Consider the following 15,691-nt stretch of genomic DNA (forward strand, 5'->3'; position numbering starts at 1 on the left):
GGGAGCGCGGGGGAGCGCCGGGCCGGTTCTGCCCGCGCGGTCGGGGCTTTCTGCCCTTCCGTACCTGGACCCGCCGCCCCGTGGCCCGTATGCAGGAGGGGAGTCGCATTCTGCGCGGGGAGAGGTCACCTTGCACCAGCACGACCACACCGGAACGACCGGAGCCGAGAAGGGCCGCGGCCCGGCCCGCAGGCCCGCGGCCGGGGGCACGACGCCGCCCGCGGGCCTGCTCGCCCTCCAGCGCGGCGCGGGGAACGCGGCCGTCGTCCAGATGCTGCGCCAGGCCGGCCACCCGTGGACCCAGGAGGCGCACCGGCACGGCACCGGATGCGGCCACGGCACCCAGCAGCCACAGGTGCAGCGCTCCGCCGTCCACGACGTCCTGCGCGGCACGGGGAAACCGCTGGACGACGTGACCCGTACCGACATGGAGTCCCGGCTCGGCGCCGACTTCTCCGACGTACGGGTGCACGACGACGCCGCGGCCAGGGCCTCCGCGGCCGAGGTGGGCGCCCGTGCCTACACCTCCGGCAGCCATGTCGTCATCGGAGCCGGCGGCGGCGACAAGCACACTCTGGCCCACGAGTTGACGCACGTCATCCAGCAGCGGCAGGGACCGGTCGCGGGCACCGACAACGGCGCGGGCCTGAAGGTCTCCGACCCCTCCGACCGCTTCGAACGCGAGGCGGAGGCCAACGCCCGCCGCGCCATGGCGGGCGGCGCCGCGGGCTCCCGGGCGGAGCAGGCCCCGGCCCCGGCGCCGGACGCCCCGAGCACCGGCATCCAGCGGTACGTGTCGGGGCACGTCAAGAGCCTGGCCAGCGAAGAGAGCGACGAGCCCTACTTCCAGTCGCAGTCACCGCAGGGCGTCCTCGTCCCGGACCCCGAACGGCTCTCCAAGCACTCGGTTGACCACGTCGGAGCCCAGACGCACGACCCGTTCCGGCAGGACCTGCCCAAGGAACAGCAGCAGGAGCTGGACCAGCGCGACGGGCCCAAGGGACTGCCGCTGAGAGTCGCGGGCGACGGCACCCTGGCGGTGCACGACACCGAGCGCGAACCCAAGGAGTTCTACGCGACCGAGGCGGTCCTCGCCGCGAGCAACACCGCACTGGAAGACGTCAACAGCACCTACCGCCTGGTGGGGCGCGGACAGAAGATCACCGTGCAGAACCCGGCGGACCCGGGTGCCTCGGTCAAGCTCGAACGCATCCAGCCGGTCCCGGTCGAGACCCCCCAGGCCGCCGCCTCGGGCTTCGCGAACCTGCTGAAGCACGAGTGCATCGACGTGGCCAGGGAACTGATGGGCGGAGGGAAGCAGACGGAGGTCGTCCTCGAAGGCCGGGAGCCCCTGCCCTGGCAGGACAGCACGGTCGACTCCGTGGCCCACGGCCTCGCCGACCAGGTCGGCGCGCCTCAGGGGCCGACCCCGCAGAGGTACGGCGGCGCCCTGCGCGAACACCCCGCGGAGATGGACGCGGCAGCCGGGGCACTCGGCGTGAACAAGGCGGCCGCCCCCGTGGTCGGCGAGGGCTATACGACCGTCTCGCTGGGGCAGAGCGACAAGCTCGACTACGCCGACTCCGCCACCCCCGAGGCGAGGCCCCAGGACATCTGGGGCTTCCACTTCGCGGGCGTGGCCGCGCTGAGTGCCGACGGCCAGGACCGCGTCACCCTGGAGAACTACACGCGGACCGCGAATTCGGGCGACGCGCTCAGGGAACTGCTCCCCAAGCTCGTGGAAGAGTTCAAGAAGAAGACCGCCATCCCCCTGCTCCGGCCCGGCGGCAGGACCCCGCCCGCTTCTCCCTTCGAGATGGACCGGCTGAACAAACTGCTGCGTGAGCTGTCCGGAAGCGCCGCGAAGGCCACAGAGGAGTTCAAGCGGCTCTCGGAGGCGAAGAACGAGTGGAACAGCAAGTGGTTCTTCCGCATGTACGGCTCCGGGGCGGGCCAGACCTTCCACGAGCAGCAGTACAACAACGGGCGGGGCGACTTCGTGAACCCCCTGACCCTGCGGGTGCGCAAGCCGCGGCCGCAGGAGGCCGCCTCCTGAACCGATGAGTTCCGCCCGCTCCGCGAGTCAACCTTGCGTGGCTGACTCCGAAGCGAACCTCATCCTCATCGAGGGCCCCCTGCGCGCGGGCGACGTCCCGCAGCTGTGCGCGCGGGTCGCGGCCGCCCGCCACGGGCCGGGCCAGGACGTGATCTGTGACGTCGGCGCCGTCACCACCGCCGACCTCACGACCGTCGACACCGTCGCCCGGCTGCATCTCGCCGCCCGCAGGGCCGGGGGGCGCATCCGGCTGAGGAATCCCACCCCCGCCCTGCTGGCGCTGCTCGGCCTCGTCGGCCTGACCGAACTCCTCGGTCTAGTCGTCGAGATGGAGGGGCACCCCGAACAGCGGGAACCACCGCTGGGTGTCGAGGAAGCAGTGGAAGCCGGCGATGCGCCCCTGTGAGATCTCGATGACCTGGATCGACCAGGGCATGAAGCCGCCGTTGTCGGGATCGGGCTTGTACTGGGCGAAGCCCGGCGTGCCGTTCACATCCACCGGCAGGAGGCGGCCGTTGGCGCAGGCCGCGCCCATCGTGGACATGAAGCCCGTGATGTCCGCCGTGCCGCGCAGCCACAGGTCGAACGGCGGCATCGTCATGACGGCGTCCTCGGCGAGCAGCGCCGTGAGCGCGGCCATGTCATACCCCTCGAAGGCGGCGACATAGCGCTCCAGCAGCTTCTGCTGCTCCTCGTCGAGCGGATCGGAGACGGCCGTGTCGTCCTCCGGGCGCTCGGCGAGGGTGGCGCGGGCCCGCTGGAGCGCGCTGTTCACCGAGGCCACCGAGGTGTCGATCAGCTCGGCGACCTCACTGGCCTTCCAGGCGAGCACCTCGCGCAGGATCAGCACCGCACGCTGCTTGGGCGGCAGGCTCTGCAGGGCGGCGACGAACGCCAGGCGCACCGACTCCTTGGCGACGGCGGCCTCCGCGGGGTCGCTCGGGGAGGGCAGCACGCGGGCGTCCGGCATCGGCTCCAGCCAGGTGTTGTCCGGGCGGGGGGTCAGCGCCGCCTGCGCCAGCGGGGCGGCGGCGGTCAGGTCCATGGGGCGGGCGCGGCGGTTGCCGGCGTTCAGCATGTCCAGGCAGACGTTCGTCGCGATGCGGTAGAGCCAGGAGCGGACGCTGGAGCGGCCCTCGAACTTGTCGAAGCTGCGCCAGGCCCGCACCATCGTGTCCTGCACGGCGTCCTCGGCCTCGAAGGCCGAACCCAGCATCCGATAGCAGTACCCGGTCAGCTCGACCCGGTGCTTCTCCAGCGTGACGTCCAGATCGGTCGTCGTCCCTGCGATATCGCTCATCCCCACCCACCCCTGCGGCTTCCGAGAAGGGCCCGACAGTGAGGCCCGACACATCGGAAGCTACCGCAGCCCACTGACAACGGCCCCCGGAGTGGGGGAACCCGCAGGTGAAATCGGTCGGGGCCCGCTGCGGGTCAGCAGGAGCGGGCCACGAGCCCGCGCCGCCGCTCCGCCCGCGCCGCGTGCGAACCCCACACCGTGACCGACACGACGCCGAGCACCGCGAGGAGCCCGAGTCCCACCGTCCCGGCCCAGCCGCCCGCGTGGAAGGCGACCGCGCCGAGCGTGCCGCCCGCGCTGGAGCCCAGGTAGTACGCCGACTGGTAGAGGGCCGAGGCCTGCGCCCGCCCGGTCGTGGCCGTCCGGCTCACCGACGACGACGCCACCGCGTGCCCCGCGAAGAACCCGGCGGTGATCAGCACCAGCCCCAGCAGGACCAGGGCCAGCGAGGCCGCCAGGGACAGGAGCAGCCCGCCCGCCGTCGTGCCCACCGCCAGGTACAGCGCCCCGCGCCGCCCGAGCCGGGCCACCAGCTTCCCGGCCGCCGCCGAGGAGACCGTACCGACGAGGTAGACGAGGAAGATCGAGCCGATGACGCCCTGGGGCAGCGAGAACGGGGCCTCGGTGAGCCGGTAGCCGATCACTGTGTAGACCGCGCCGAAGACGGTCATGAACAGCGCGCCGATCGCGTACAGCCGGCACAGCAGCGGGTCCGACAGGTGCGTACGGACCGTCCGCGCAAGCGCCCTGGGGTTCAGCGAACCCGGCGTGAAGTGCCGGGGCGCGGGCAGCAGCGCGCGGAAGGCGACCGCGCACAGCACCGCGACCACACCCACGACGGCCAGCGCCGCGCGCCAGCCCCAGGCCTGCGCGACCCAGCCCGTGATGATGCGGCCGCTCATGCCGCCGATGGAGTTGCCCGCCACGAACATGCCGATCGCGGCGACCAGGGCCTTGGGCCGCACCTCCTCGGCGAGGAACGCCATCGCGGACGCCGGGAGCCCCGCGAGGGCCGCGCCCTGCACGGCGCGCAGCGCGATGAGGACCTCCACCGAGGGCGCGAACGGCACGAGGAGCCCGACCGCCACCGCGACACCCAGGGACGCCGTCATCATCGCGCGCCGCCCGAAGCGCTCGCTGAGCGCGCTCAGCGGAAGGACGAAGAGAGCCAGTGCGCCCGTGGCCGCCGAGACCGTCCAGCTCGCCGTGCTCGCGCTCGCGCCGAAGTCGGCGGAGACCAGCGGCAGCAGGGCCTGCGTGGAGTAGAGGAGGGCGAAGGTGGCGACGCCCGCGAGGAAGAGCGCGAAGCTCGTCCTGCGGTAGCCGGGACCGCCCGGGGTCAGCCGGGAATCGGCGGCAGGGGACGACGAGGAGAGGGCGGCCGCGTGGGTGGCGGACGCCCCGCTACTGGCAGGAGGCATGCCACGAACGTACGGCCGGTTTTTTGATGCGTCCAATGCATGGAAACGCCATAATCGTTCCCATGCAGCATCAGCAGAGGTCACAGCCGCGCCTGTCACACCACAGTGACGTGGAGGACATCGTGACGCTGCTCGCGCCTCGCCTCGCGTACTTCGCGGGAGTCGCCCGCACCGAGCACGTCACGCGCGCCGCCCAGGAGATGCAGGTCCCGCAGTCGACGCTCTCCCGCGCACTCGTACGGCTCGAACGGGACCTCGGCGTCGACCTCTTCGCCCGCCGCGGCCGCACCGTCTCGCTCACCCCGGCCGGCCGCACCTTCCTCGCCTCGGTCGAGCGGGCGCTCGGCGAGGTGGAGCGCGCCGCCGAGTCCGTGCGCGCCGACGCCGACCCGGCATCCGGCAAGGTCGCCTTCGGCTTCCTGCACACCATGGGCTCCGAGACCGTGCCCGGCCTGATCCGCGCCTTCCGCGCCGACCACCCCCGGGTGCGCTTCAGCCTCGTACAGAACTACGGCGAGGCGATGCTGGAGCGCCTGCGCGCGGGGGAGCTGGACCTCTGCCTCACCTCACCCGTGCCGGACGCCCCCGACCTGGTCGCCCGCCGCCTCGACGAACAGCGTCTGCGCCTGGTCGTCCCCGACGACCACCGCCTCGCCACCCGCAAACGCGTCCGCCTCGCCGAGGCCGCCGACGAGGCCTTCGTGACCCTGGAGCCCGGCTACGGCCTGCGCCGCATCACCGACGACCTCTGCCAGGAGGCGGGCTTCAAGCCCCGCGTGGCCTTCGAGGGCGAGGAGGCGGAGACCCTGCGCGGCCTCGTCGCGGCGGGCCTGGGCGTGGCCCTCCTGCCGCCGCCCGCCGTGCCCCGCCCGGGCGTCGTGGAGCTGACGGTCACGGGCCAGCGGGCGGTCCGGGAGATCGGCGTGGCCTGGCTGGCGGAGCGGCCTGACACCCCGCCGGTGGCCGCGTTCAAGGAGTTCCTGCTGAGCAGGAAGGGAAAGCTGCTGCAGCAGTCGACGTGAGACGGACCGGCCACCCTCACCGGCCACCCTCACCGGCGGACCCACCGGCACGACCTCACCGGCGCAGCGACCGCCCGAAACCGGAGGCGAGCGGCATGCGCAGCCCCAGCGGCGGCGGCGCCGCCAGCGCGTCCTCCAGGGGCCGGGCGAAGTCCGTCCCGAAGAGCGTGCCCCGCACGAAGTCCGAGGCCAGCGCCTGCACTTCGGCCTGGTGCTGGTGGAGCCGGTGGCCGTCGGAGTGCACCTCGAACCGGCACACGTCACGGTTGGCCTTCTTCGCGCGCTCCGCGAAGCGGAACGACAGCTCCGGGTCGGTCCGCTCGTCGTTCGTGCCGTGCACGATCAGGACCCGGCGCCCCACGAGCTGCTTCACCGGCTCGGGCGGCGCCGCCACGTCCTCCTCGGGCAGCCAGGGGGCGATCGCGAGGACGGAGTCGACGGCCGGGTGCCCGCCCGCGCGCAGCGCCGCCCGGCCGCCCATGTCCACGCCGGCCAGGCAGACCGGGACGTCACCGTAGAGACGTACGACCTCGTCCACCGCCCAGACCGTGTCCTCGGCCAGCTGCGCCTGCGCGCCGTTCCAGCCCCGGCAGCGGTAGCGCACGACGTGTGTGGCGAGGCCCGCCGCGTGTCCGTCCCGGGCCAGCCGGCGCCCGAGCGCCCGCACGGCACCTGCCGCCAGCGGCGACGGCCTGCGGGTGGATGTCTCGCAGCCGCCGGGCAGCAGCAGGACCACGCCGCCCACCGCCGACGGTGCCGTGCCGATCACGCGCCCGAGCCCAGGGCCTGTCGTCCCTTGCTGTGCCATGACAGAACAGTGTCAGAAGCGTCGGTGTACGCCACCCGTCCGCAGGGTCACTGTTACGTATCGACCAGTGAGTTCTACGCGCGTAGGCGTTAGAGTGCCGCAATGACGAGCCAGATCAGCACGGGCGGCCACACGGACCGCGACACGCCCAGCGCCGAACAGATCCGCCGCGCCCCCAAGGTGCTCCTCCACGACCACCTCGACGGCGGCCTGCGCCCCGGCACGGTCGTCGACCTCGCCCGCGAGTGCGGCTACGAAGGCCTGCCCGAGACCGACGCCGACAAGCTCGGCATCTGGTTCCGCGAGGCGGCCGACTCCGGCTCCCTGGAGCGCTACCTGGAGACCTTCGCCCACACCTGCGCGGTGATGCAGACGAAGGATGCCCTCAAGCGCGTCGCCGCCGAGTGCGCCGAGGACCTCGCCGAGGACGGCGTCGTCTACGCCGAGATCCGCTACGCCCCCGAGCAGCACCTGGAGGCCGGACTCACCCTCGAAGAGGTCGTCGAGGCGGTCAACGACGGCTTCCGCGAGGGCGAGCGCCGCGCGAAGGCGAACGGCCACCGCATCCGCGTCGGCGCCCTGCTCACCGCCATGCGGCACGCCGCCCGCGCCCTGGAGATCGCCGAACTCGCCAACCGCTACCGCGATCACGGCGTCGTCGGCTTCGACATCGCGGGCGCAGAGGCGGGCTTCCCTCCCACCCGCCACCTCGACGCCTTCGAGTTCCTCAAGCGCGAGAACAACCACTTCACGATCCACGCGGGCGAGGCCTTCGGCCTGCCGTCGATCTGGCAGGCCCTCCAGTGGTGCGGCGCCGACCGCCTCGGCCACGGCGTGCGGATCATCGACGACATCGAGATCGCCGAGGACGGCAGCGTCACCCTGGGCCGCCTCGCGTCGTACGTACGCGACAAGCGCATCCCGCTGGAGATGTGCCCCAGCTCCAACCTCCAGACGGGCGCGGCCACCTCCTACGCCGAGCACCCGATCGGGCTGCTGCGCAAGCTGCACTTCCGCGCCACCGTGAACACCGACAACCGTCTGATGTCGGGCACCAGCATGAGCCGGGAGTTCGAGCACCTGGTCGGCACGTTCGGCTACACGCTCGACGACATGCAGTGGTTCACAGTCAATGCGATGAAATCAGCGTTCATTCCTTTCGATGAACGCCTCGCCATGATCAACGACGTCATCAAGCCCGGCTACGCCGAGCTGAAGTCCGAGTGGCTGTTCCGCCAGACCGTCTCCACCAGCGCTTCCGCCGGCAACTGACGGGCGACACCGCGTCTTCGTACGACGCCTCGGCGGCCGGGATCTCGTCACCCCGGCCGCTTTTCGCCGTCCGGTGCCCGTGATTTGTGGTCCGCGCGGTCGTTGGACCGCGCAGATCCCCGTCATCGAACTCGCAAGGACGCCTTGAAGATGAAGCAGTCTGCCGCCAAGACCCTCGGAGTCGCCGCCCTCGGTGCCGCCTTCGCCGCCGCCGGTGCCGGTTCCGCGAACGCCGCCCCCGGGGTCCCGGACGCGGCCGCGGTCCTCGGTCAGGTCACCTCGGCCCTTCCCCTGGAGCAGGCCGCCAAGACGCTGCCCGCGGGCAGCCCCGAGGCCGTGGCCGCCGGAAAGAGCGTCCTCGCCGGCGGCCTGAAGGCCGCGGGGAACGCCGACAGGGCGGCCGCCGCGGCCCAGGCGGACGACGGCAGGGACGACCGCAAGGGCGGCAGGGACGACGGCAGGAGCGCCGGCAAGCCCAAGCCCGCCTCGCCGCTCCCCAACCTGCTCGGTGGCGTGCCCCTCGGGGGCACCGGCCTCAACGGCCTGCCGCTCGGCTGACCCTTCTCGCGTACGTGCCGATGGGGCGCCCCTCCGCCCGGAGGGGCGCCCCATCGTGCGTGCTCACCAGGCCCGGCGGACCTTGTCCTCGGAGGGCAGCAGCACCCACAGGGCTATGTAGAGCAGGAACTGAGGGCCGGGGAGCAGGCAGGACGCCACGAAGATCACGCGCATCTTGGTCGCGGAGGTGCCGAAGCGCTGGGCCAGGGAGGCACATACTCCGCCGATCATCCGGCCGTGGGTGGGGCGGGCAAGAGCGGTCATGTCGGGCTCCTTCGAACCGTAGGGAGAGGCCACTCCGTGTGCCTCGATGTCTCCACGTTACGGTCATCAAGTACCCCAAAGCGTCGCTCTATGGTGCGATCCCGACCCTGGGAATCGTCGGGGTCGACCCCTGAGGGGCCTCCTCCCGCAGACGGGCCGTGACACGCCGCGGCTCATCACGGCGGCGGAGCCTCGCCCTGGCCGCGGGCACCACGGCGACATGGGCGAGCGCCACCCCGAGGGTGTTCAGGAGCAGCGAGTCGATGTCGACGACCTGCCCGGGCACCCCGGTCTGCAGCAGCTCGATGCCGAGCGAGAGCAGCGCCCCGGCGGCGACCGTACGCACCAGGGAGCCCCACGGCGAGACGACGAGCCGGCCGCCCGCCAGGGGGAGCAGCACGCCGAGCGGGGCGAGCAGCAGCAGGGCCTCGCCGATGCGGCGGGTCGCCTGGAGGCCGCCGAGTGCCAGATCCGCCTTGATCCCGGCGAGCGGCTGCAGATTCGCGGCGCTCACCCAGGGGACGTCCAGCGGACGCAGCGTGATCCATCCGACGAGCAGAAGGTGCGCGGCGAGGAGGAGTCCTCCCACCGCACGGAAGCGGATGGCGGCAACGCGGCCGCCCGAGCCTTGACGCACGCCCCACAAGACGTCAGAGGCGGCAGGATCGGTTCCGCGTACCGCCGGTGGTTACGTCCCGGACTTGACGGCCTCGGCGGGCGGCGCCACCGTGCCGGGCCGGGAGCGGACCTCCGTGGTGCAGGCGTAGCGCCGCAGGGAATCGTCCGCGGGGCCGCCCAGGACGACGGTGTGGTCCTTCGAGGCCGCCGCGCTGTCGGCGAGCGTGCACACGATCTGGGCGAGCGCGAACGCGGACAGCTCCTGCGGCGGCGTACTGAAGCGCAGCGCGTCCTTGGGGTCGCCCTGGGCGGGACCGGAGACCGTGGTGCCGCCGCGTACGTCCGTGGCGAAGCCCGCGTCCTTCTCGGGCTCCGACGGCGGCGCGGCCAGCTCGTCGAGGAGGGCCTGAGCGATCCGCGCGCGGTCGCTCGCCCCCTTCTCGGGAACCCGCACCGTCCGGTCGACGGTCACCAGCTGGGCCGCGCAGACCAGGAAGACCTGCGCCGACACCTCACTGTCCGACTGCGCGGCGATGCCGGGGCCCGACATCACGCACGGCACCCGCGACGGCGCGGGCCCGAAATCCGTGGGCACCTCCGTCGACCTGATCCCGCAGCCGGTGAGCGCGGCCGCAAACAGCGTCGTGGCCACCGCGGCACGCGTCCGTCGCCCGTTCACGCCTGGCCTCCCTCGGTGCAGCCGACGGTGTCCTCGCTGTCGCGGCCCCCGTCGCCGTCACCGTCGCCCTCGCACGGCAGCCACAGGGTGAAGACGGCGCCGCCCTCGGGGCAGTTGGCCGCGGAGATGTCGCCGCCGTGGATGTGCGCGTTCTCCAGGGCGATGGACAGACCGAGCCCGCTGCCCTCGGACCGCGGCCGGGACGCGCTCGCCTTGTAGAAGCGGTCGAAGACGTGCGGCAGGACGTCTTCGGGGATGCCGGGCCCGTGATCGCGTACGGAGATGAGGAGTTTGGCGTCCGCCAGGCGTACGGAGACCTTGACCGGGGAGCCGCCGTGCTTGAGGGCGTTGCCGATGAGGTTGGCCAGGATGACGTCGAGGCGGCGCGGGTCGAGGCGGGCGGTGATGCCGCGCTCGGCGTCCAGCTCGACCGCGTCCAGCCAGGCCCGCGCGTCGATGCACGCGGTGATCTGGTCGGCGATGTCCACGTCGTCCAGGACGAGGCGCGCGGTGCCCGCGTCGAAGCGGGTGACCTCCATGAGGTTCTCCACGAGGTCGTTCAGGCGCCGCGTCTCGCTCACCACGAGCCGCACGGCCGGCTCGATCATCGGGTCGACGGAGCCGGTCTCCGCGTCCAGCTCCTCCTCCAGGACCTCGGTCACCGCGGTGATCGCGGTCAGCGGCGTCCGCAGCTCGTGCGACATGTCGGCGACGAAGCGGCGGGACGCCTCGTCGCGGGCGCTCATGTCGGCGACCTTCTTCTCCAGGTTCTCGGCGGTCCTGTTGAACGTCCGGGACAGATCGGCCAGTTCGTCGGTGCCGGAGACGCGCAGCCGGGTGTCGAGCTTGCCCTCGCCGAGCCTGCGCGCGGCGACGCCGAGGCGGTGCACGGGTTTGAGCACGGTCGTGGCCGCGGCCTGCGCGAGCAGCGCGGAGCCGATCAGCGCCAGCGCCGTGGCGATCGCCAGCGACCAGCCGAGCGAGCTGAGGTCCTTGGCCTCGGGCTCCAGCGACTTGAGCATGTAGCCGGTCGGGCCGCCGCCGATCACCGTGGCACCGCCGACCAGATAGGGCGTGCCGTCCGCCACGGTCCGCTGCCAGTACAGGTGGTGGCTGGCGTCGTTGCCGGAGGTGAGCGGCTGCTTCTTGGCCACGGCCTCCTGGAGCGAGTCCGGCACCTCGGCGAGCGTGAACGCGTCCAGGTCGGAGTAGCCGACGATCCGGCCGCCGTCCTTCTTCGCGGCGACCAGGAGCACGCTGTAGCGCTGACTGCTGTTGGCCATCTGCCCGGCGGCCGCCTGCAGTTCCTCCTGCGAGGGGTGGGGCGGCAGCGCGCCCACACGGGTCTGCATCTGCTGGCGGAAGTCCTTGAGCGCCGCCTCCTGGGCGCGCGTCAGCACGGCCTCGCGGTTGAGCCAGTACGCGATGCCGGACGCGGAGACGGCGGCGGTGAGCGCCACCAGGCCGAACACCACGACGAGCCGCAGCCGCAGGCTCGTGAAGCGCAGCCCGGCCAGGACCGCCCTGCGTGCCGCGGGCAGGCCGCGGAGCTTGTCGTGCGCTGTGGTCACTGAGGGGTGTCCAGCCGGTATCCGACCCCGCGCACCGTGCGGATCAGCGTCGGCGACGACGGGACGTCCTCGACCTTCGCGCGCAGCCGCTGCACGCAGGCGTCGACGAGCCGCGAGTCACCGAGGTAGTCGTGCTCCCACACCAGCCGCAGCAACTGCTGCCGGGACAGGGCCTGGCCGGGCCTGCGGCTCAGCTCCAGGAGCAGCCGCAGCTCGGTCGGGGTGAGCTGGAGGTCCTCGCCGTTCTTCGTCACGGTCATCGCGGCGCGGTCGATGACGAGCGAACCGAACGTCGCCGCGTCATTGGCCTCCCGCTCCCCGCGCCGCAGCACGGCCCGGATACGGGCGTCGAGGACCCGCCCCTGCACGGGCTTGACCACATAGTCGTCGGCGCCGGACTCCAGGCCCACCACCACGTCGATGTCGTCGCTCCGCGCGGTGAGCAGGATGATCGGCAGCTGGTCGGTGCGCCGGATGCGACGGCACACCTCGAACCCGTCGATGCCCGGCAGCATCACGTCCAGCACGATCAGGTCCGGCCGCTGCTCACCGAGCAGTTTCAGGCCGTCCTCGCCGGTGGCAGCAGTGGCCACCCGGTGCCCTTGGCGCGTCAGCGAAAGCTCCAGGGCCGTCCGGATGGCGTCGTCGTCCTCGATCAGCAACAGGGAAGGCACGGACGTCATTGTGTCCCATGCAACGGCCCCAGTTCGACTGTCGGCCCGCTCCCACACCCGACCCTCACGCGCGGAAGGGACGCCGCGCCCCTGTGACAGGCCTGTGACAGTCGGGGGACACCGTCATGAAATGGGTCCGGCAGAGTTCTGGTCACACGCAAGAAGCACGGAAGCACGACGGAACAAGCCGGACTCCACCGACGGGGGGCGCAAGATGAACACGCTGCACAGCACCAGCTCAAGCGCAGTTGTCACGCGTCTCCACGACGTCGGGCGGGGTTGCGAGAAGTCCGGTGCCGTGAGCGGGCGGGGGTGCGCTCGCGGCGCCGGGCGTCAGCACACCGCGTACATGACGGTGGTTGACGCGCCGTACGGGGGAAGCGCGTACAGGGAGGGCTCGGGGGAGCGGAAGACCTTGTCGGAGGCGGAATTCACCGCCTACGTCCAGGAACGCCGCGCCTCCCTGTACGCAACGGCCTACCACCTGACCGGGGACCGCTTCGAGGCGGAGGACCTGCTGCAGAGCGCACTCTTCTCGACGTACCGCGCCTGGGACAGGATCAGCGACAAGGCCGCGGTCGGGGGCTACCTCCGCCGCACCATGACCAACCTGCACATCAGCGCGTGGCGCCGCCGCAAGCTGAACGAGTACCCGACCGAGGAACTGCCGGAGACGGTGGGCGACACGGACGCGATGCGCGGCACGGAGCTGCGCGCTGTCCTGTGGCAGGCCCTGGCCCGGCTGCCCGAACTCCAGCGCACGATGCTGGTCCTCCGTTACTACGAGGGCCGCACCGACCCGGAGATCGCGGACATCCTCGACATCAGCGTGGGCACGGTGAAGTCCAGCATCTGGCGGTCGCTCCGCCGGCTGCGCGAGGACGAGGTCCTCAGCTTCGGCCGTGACCAGGAGGAGTCCTTCGGCGAGTTGGTCGCCTGAGGATCGGGGGGAACGGGGGCCGTCGCTTCGGGGGAGGCGGCGGGAGTACGGGGGGGAAGCACGGGGGAACACGGGGGAAACAAGTAGCGGGACCGGGAGGCCGGGGGGGCCTTTCCGGTCCCTCTGCTTTACCGGTCCTGCTGCTGTTACTGGTCCTGCTGTTGTTACTGGGGGGCGAGCGGGCGGGTGGGCGGCAGAGGGTCCGCCGCGAGGCCGCGCTCCGGGACGCGCCGTCCGGCCGCGGCGGAGACGACCCGCCCCATCGCCTCCTCGGCCCCGCAGGGATACGCCCCCAGTCCCACCTGCCGCGCGACGATCGCCCGCTCGGCCCGCATGAGCCGCCACCCTCTGCGCAGCAGGAACGGCACGGACTTGCGTCCCTCGCGCAGATCCCGGAGCAGCCGCCGCCGGAACGTCGTGGCAGGCCGCCCCCGCAGGCAGATCGCGTCGGCGAGCACGCCGATCTCCCGGCACCGCTCCACGATGTCCGCGGCGAAGATCCCCTCCGCGATGAACAGGGGCGTGCGCCGGATGTCGAGTGCCTCGTGCCCGACGCGGGCGCTGGTCGCGATGTCGTAGACCGGGACGCGCGTACGCCCCGTGCGGCACAGCTCCTCGATGGCGGCGACCGCGACGTCGGCGTCCCACGACGCGGGGGAGTCCCAGTCGATGTCCGAACTGCCCGGAACCTGCGGCAGCGTGGGGTCGTCGCCTTCCTTGTAGAAGTCGTCCAGACAGAGCACGGGCAGCCCGGAGCGGGTGGCGAAGGACGACTTGCCCGAGCCTGAGGGGCCGCAGAGCAGCACGACGCGGGTCGGTATCGAGGGATGAGAGCTCACGAGAGAACAGTGTGCGGCATCCCCGCGCGCGGGCGCTCCGCCCGGGGCATCCTTGCAAGCCACGTCACACGTCTCTAGTCCGCCGGGTCCGCCTTCGGGGCCGGTCCGGCGTGGGAGCGCAGGGGTGTTTCGCGGATCAGCCAGGCCGCCGCCGAGGCGAGCGCGCACAGGGCGGCCGTGCCGGTCATGACGCCGTGCAGGCCGCCGGTGACCGCGGCGCGGTAGGCGTCCCGGGCCGGGGCGGACAGGCCGTCGAGGACGGTGGGGGTCAGTTCGTGGCCGCCGTCCGCGAGGCGTTCGCCGTCCTCGCCGAGCCGGTCCGTGAGGGTGCCGGTCAGCCGGCTCGTGTAGACGGAGCCGAGCACGGCGACGCCGAGGGTGCCGCCGATGGTGCGCAGCAGCGTGTTGGTGCCGCTGGCGGCGCCCATGTCGCGCGGTTCCGCGCTGTTCATGGTGATGAGCAGCGCGGGTTGCAGCAGGCAGCCGAGGCCCGTGCCGAGCACGAACGTCAGGGCGGAGGCCAGATACGTGGCGGTGTCCACGCCGAGCGTGCACAGGGCCAGGGCGCCCGCCGAGGCGACCGCGCCGCCGACGAGCGGGTAGGCGCGGTATCCGCCGCCGTTGCCCACCGCGCGGCCGATGTACAGCTGCGCGCTCATCATGCCGAGCATCAGCGGGAGCAGCAGCAGTCCGCTCTGCGTCGAGGACATGTCGCGTACGAACTGCATGTACTGCGGCAGGTAGCTCGCCGCCGCCAGCATCGCGGCGCCCGCGAGGAAGGTGAGGACCTGGGCGAGCGTGAAGTTGCGGTCGCGGAACAGCCGCGGCGGGATGACCGGTTCCGGCGCGTGCCGCTCCACGCGGACGAAGGCGGCGAGCGCGGCCGCCGCTAGCAGCGCGAGCCCCGCGATCCGCGGCGAGAGCCAGTCGTACGTCGCTCCGGCCCACGTCCCGAGCAGGGTGAGCGCCAAGATGCCCGCCGTGAGGAGGCCCGCGCCCGCGTAGTCGACGCGGGCCGTGCCGCGCTCCCCGCGCTGCGGGACGAGGAAGCCGACGATCAGCAGTGCCGCCGCGCCGACGGGGACGTTGACGTAGAAGACCCAGCGCCAGTTCAGCTGGTCGGTGAGGAGGCCGCCGAGCAGCGGGCCGCCGATCATGGCGGCGGGCAGCATCACGCCGATCAGCGACTGCGAGCGCCCGGCCTGCGCGGGCGGGAGCAGCGTGCCGATCAGGGAGAGCGCGCCCACGAAGAGGCCGCCCGCGCCGATGCCCTGGAGCGCGCGGAAGGCGATCAACTGCCTCATGTCCTGGGCGAGTCCGCAGAGCACGGACCCGATGAGGAAGACCACGATGGAGGCCAGGTAGCCGCCCTTGCGGCCGTACAGGTCGCCGAGCTTGCCCCAGATCGGCGTGGCGACGGCGGTGGTGAGCAGGTAGGCCGTCACCACCCAGGAGAAGTGGCCGAGGCCGCCGAGGTCGCCGACGATCGTGGGCAGGGCGGTGCCGACGATCGTGCCGTCGAGGGTCGCCAGGATGATGCCGAGCAGTAACCCGAGGACGGCGAGGGGCGAGGGCGGGGGTGGTTCGGTGGCCGTTCCGGCGTCCGGCGCGGGGGGCGGGGTGGTTTCTTCCGTTCGCTGCTTCATGGGTTCCCAGACTTGGTGAGGTG

The 15,691-nt window shown here is 72.4% G+C and carries 16 protein-coding genes; 6 read left to right on the forward strand and 10 right to left on the reverse strand.

Annotated features, from left to right (window positions below; all coding sequences use genetic code 11):
* The first annotated feature begins 130 nt into the window (after positions 1-130).
* Positions 131-2,056, forward strand: a complete 1,926-nt coding sequence (locus J2N69_RS23015; protein WP_230902433.1) for an eCIS core domain-containing protein — start codon at positions 131-133, stop codon at positions 2,054-2,056.
* A 37-nt stretch (positions 2,057-2,093) separates the two neighbouring features.
* The gene (locus tag J2N69_RS23020) at positions 2,094-2,462 is read left to right on the forward strand and encodes an STAS domain-containing protein (protein ID WP_230902434.1); all 369 of its coding nucleotides are present in this window, start codon (positions 2,094-2,096) and stop codon (positions 2,460-2,462) included.
* Here the strand turns inward: J2N69_RS23020 and J2N69_RS23025 are convergent.
* Together J2N69_RS23025 and J2N69_RS23030 are read right to left on the reverse strand one after the other, a co-directional pair.
* Positions 2,373-3,356: a sigma-70 family RNA polymerase sigma factor gene (locus J2N69_RS23025; protein ID WP_230902435.1), complete on the reverse strand. Its 984-nt coding sequence runs from the start codon at positions 3,354-3,356 to the stop codon at positions 2,373-2,375. The genes J2N69_RS23020 and J2N69_RS23025 overlap by 90 nt on opposite strands.
* Positions 3,357-3,490: 134 nt before the next feature.
* Entirely contained in the window at positions 3,491-4,777 is a 1,287-nt protein-coding gene (locus tag J2N69_RS23030; RefSeq protein ID WP_230902436.1) for an MFS transporter, read from the reverse strand.
* A gap of 62 nt (positions 4,778-4,839) precedes the next feature.
* Here J2N69_RS23030 and J2N69_RS23035 point away from each other — a divergent pair, with 62 nt between their 5' ends.
* Positions 4,840-5,799: a LysR family transcriptional regulator gene (locus tag J2N69_RS23035; RefSeq protein ID WP_230902437.1), complete on the forward strand. Its 960-nt coding sequence runs from the start codon at positions 4,840-4,842 to the stop codon at positions 5,797-5,799.
* 55 nt (positions 5,800-5,854) lie between these two features.
* On the opposite strand, the gene J2N69_RS23040 is transcribed toward J2N69_RS23035, so the two are convergent.
* Positions 5,855-6,607, reverse strand: a complete 753-nt coding sequence (locus tag J2N69_RS23040; protein WP_230902438.1) for a dienelactone hydrolase family protein — start codon at positions 6,605-6,607, stop codon at positions 5,855-5,857.
* A 102-nt stretch (positions 6,608-6,709) separates the two neighbouring features.
* On the opposite strand from J2N69_RS23040, the gene J2N69_RS23045 reads away from it, so the two are divergent.
* A complete protein-coding gene (locus J2N69_RS23045; RefSeq protein ID WP_230902439.1) occupies positions 6,710-7,879 on the forward strand; it encodes an adenosine deaminase in 1,170 nt (389 codons plus the stop codon).
* 150 nt (positions 7,880-8,029) lie between these two features.
* The gene (locus tag J2N69_RS23050; RefSeq protein WP_230902440.1) at positions 8,030-8,437 is read left to right on the forward strand and encodes an ATP-binding protein; all 408 of its coding nucleotides are present in this window, start codon (positions 8,030-8,032) and stop codon (positions 8,435-8,437) included.
* Between the two features lie 63 nt (positions 8,438-8,500).
* Here J2N69_RS23050 and J2N69_RS23055 read toward each other — a convergent pair whose 3' ends face one another.
* The 5 genes from J2N69_RS23055 to afsQ1 form a co-directional block, all read right to left on the reverse strand.
* Positions 8,501-8,701, reverse strand: coding sequence for a PspC domain-containing protein (locus tag J2N69_RS23055; protein WP_230902441.1), 201 nt, complete (start codon positions 8,699-8,701; stop codon positions 8,501-8,503).
* An 88-nt stretch (positions 8,702-8,789) separates the two neighbouring features.
* A complete protein-coding gene (locus J2N69_RS23060; RefSeq protein WP_127909650.1) occupies positions 8,790-9,338 on the reverse strand; it encodes a VanZ family protein in 549 nt (182 codons plus the stop codon).
* Between the two features lie 51 nt (positions 9,339-9,389).
* Positions 9,390-9,998 carry a hypothetical protein gene (locus J2N69_RS23065; RefSeq protein ID WP_230902442.1) on the reverse strand — a complete coding sequence of 203 codons (609 nt, stop codon included), beginning with the start codon at positions 9,996-9,998 and terminating at the stop codon, positions 9,390-9,392.
* Positions 9,995-11,569 (reverse strand): sensor histidine kinase, encoded by a 1,575-nt coding sequence (locus J2N69_RS23070; protein WP_230902443.1) that lies wholly within the window; start codon positions 11,567-11,569, stop codon positions 9,995-9,997. Before J2N69_RS23070 ends, J2N69_RS23065 begins: the two co-directional genes overlap by 4 nt.
* Complete coding sequence (gene afsQ1, locus J2N69_RS23075; protein WP_030779097.1) at positions 11,566-12,243, reverse strand: two-component system response regulator AfsQ1; 678 nt, start codon at positions 12,241-12,243, stop codon at positions 11,566-11,568. Before afsQ1 ends, J2N69_RS23070 begins: the two co-directional genes overlap by 4 nt.
* Before the next feature lie 214 nt (positions 12,244-12,457).
* Here afsQ1 and J2N69_RS23080 point away from each other — a divergent pair, with 214 nt between their 5' ends.
* Positions 12,458-13,183, forward strand: a complete 726-nt coding sequence (locus tag J2N69_RS23080) for a SigE family RNA polymerase sigma factor (protein WP_127909652.1) — start codon at positions 12,458-12,460, stop codon at positions 13,181-13,183.
* Positions 13,184-13,347: 164 nt separating this feature from the next.
* On the opposite strand, the gene J2N69_RS23085 is transcribed toward J2N69_RS23080, so the two are convergent.
* Entirely contained in the window at positions 13,348-14,022 is a 675-nt protein-coding gene (locus J2N69_RS23085; protein ID WP_230902444.1) for a uridine kinase family protein, read from the reverse strand.
* 74 nt (positions 14,023-14,096) lie between these two features.
* Positions 14,097-15,668 (reverse strand): MDR family MFS transporter, encoded by a 1,572-nt coding sequence (locus tag J2N69_RS23090; RefSeq protein ID WP_230902445.1) that lies wholly within the window; start codon positions 15,666-15,668, stop codon positions 14,097-14,099.
* Between the last annotated feature and the right edge of the window lie 23 nt (positions 15,669-15,691).

Source organism: Streptomyces huasconensis, assembly GCF_021028635.1.
GTDB lineage: Bacteria > Actinomycetota > Actinomycetes > Streptomycetales > Streptomycetaceae > Streptomyces > Streptomyces huasconensis.

Bases quoted from the DNA above. Each gene is read 5' to 3' on its own strand.
- J2N69_RS23050 (WP_230902440.1), top strand. From the start codon at position 8,030: ATGAAGCAGTCTGCCGCCAAGACCCTCGGAGTCGCCGCCCTCGGTGCC.
- J2N69_RS23035 (WP_230902437.1), top strand. From the start codon at position 4,840: ATGCAGCATCAGCAGAGGTCACAGCCGCGCCTGTCACACCACAGTGAC.
- J2N69_RS23025 (WP_230902435.1), bottom strand. From the start codon at position 3,356: ATGAGCGATATCGCAGGGACGACGACCGATCTGGACGTCACGCTGGAG.
- J2N69_RS23040 (WP_230902438.1), bottom strand. From the start codon at position 6,607: ATGGCACAGCAAGGGACGACAGGCCCTGGGCTCGGGCGCGTGATCGGC.
- J2N69_RS23030 (WP_230902436.1), bottom strand. From the start codon at position 4,777: ATGCCTCCTGCCAGTAGCGGGGCGTCCGCCACCCACGCGGCCGCCCTC.
- J2N69_RS23045 (WP_230902439.1), top strand. From the start codon at position 6,710: ATGACGAGCCAGATCAGCACGGGCGGCCACACGGACCGCGACACGCCC.
- J2N69_RS23055 (WP_230902441.1), bottom strand. From the start codon at position 8,701: ATGACCGCTCTTGCCCGCCCCACCCACGGCCGGATGATCGGCGGAGTA.
- J2N69_RS23080 (WP_127909652.1), top strand. From the start codon at position 12,458: ATGAACACGCTGCACAGCACCAGCTCAAGCGCAGTTGTCACGCGTCTC.
- J2N69_RS23090 (WP_230902445.1), bottom strand. From the start codon at position 15,668: ATGAAGCAGCGAACGGAAGAAACCACCCCGCCCCCCGCGCCGGACGCC.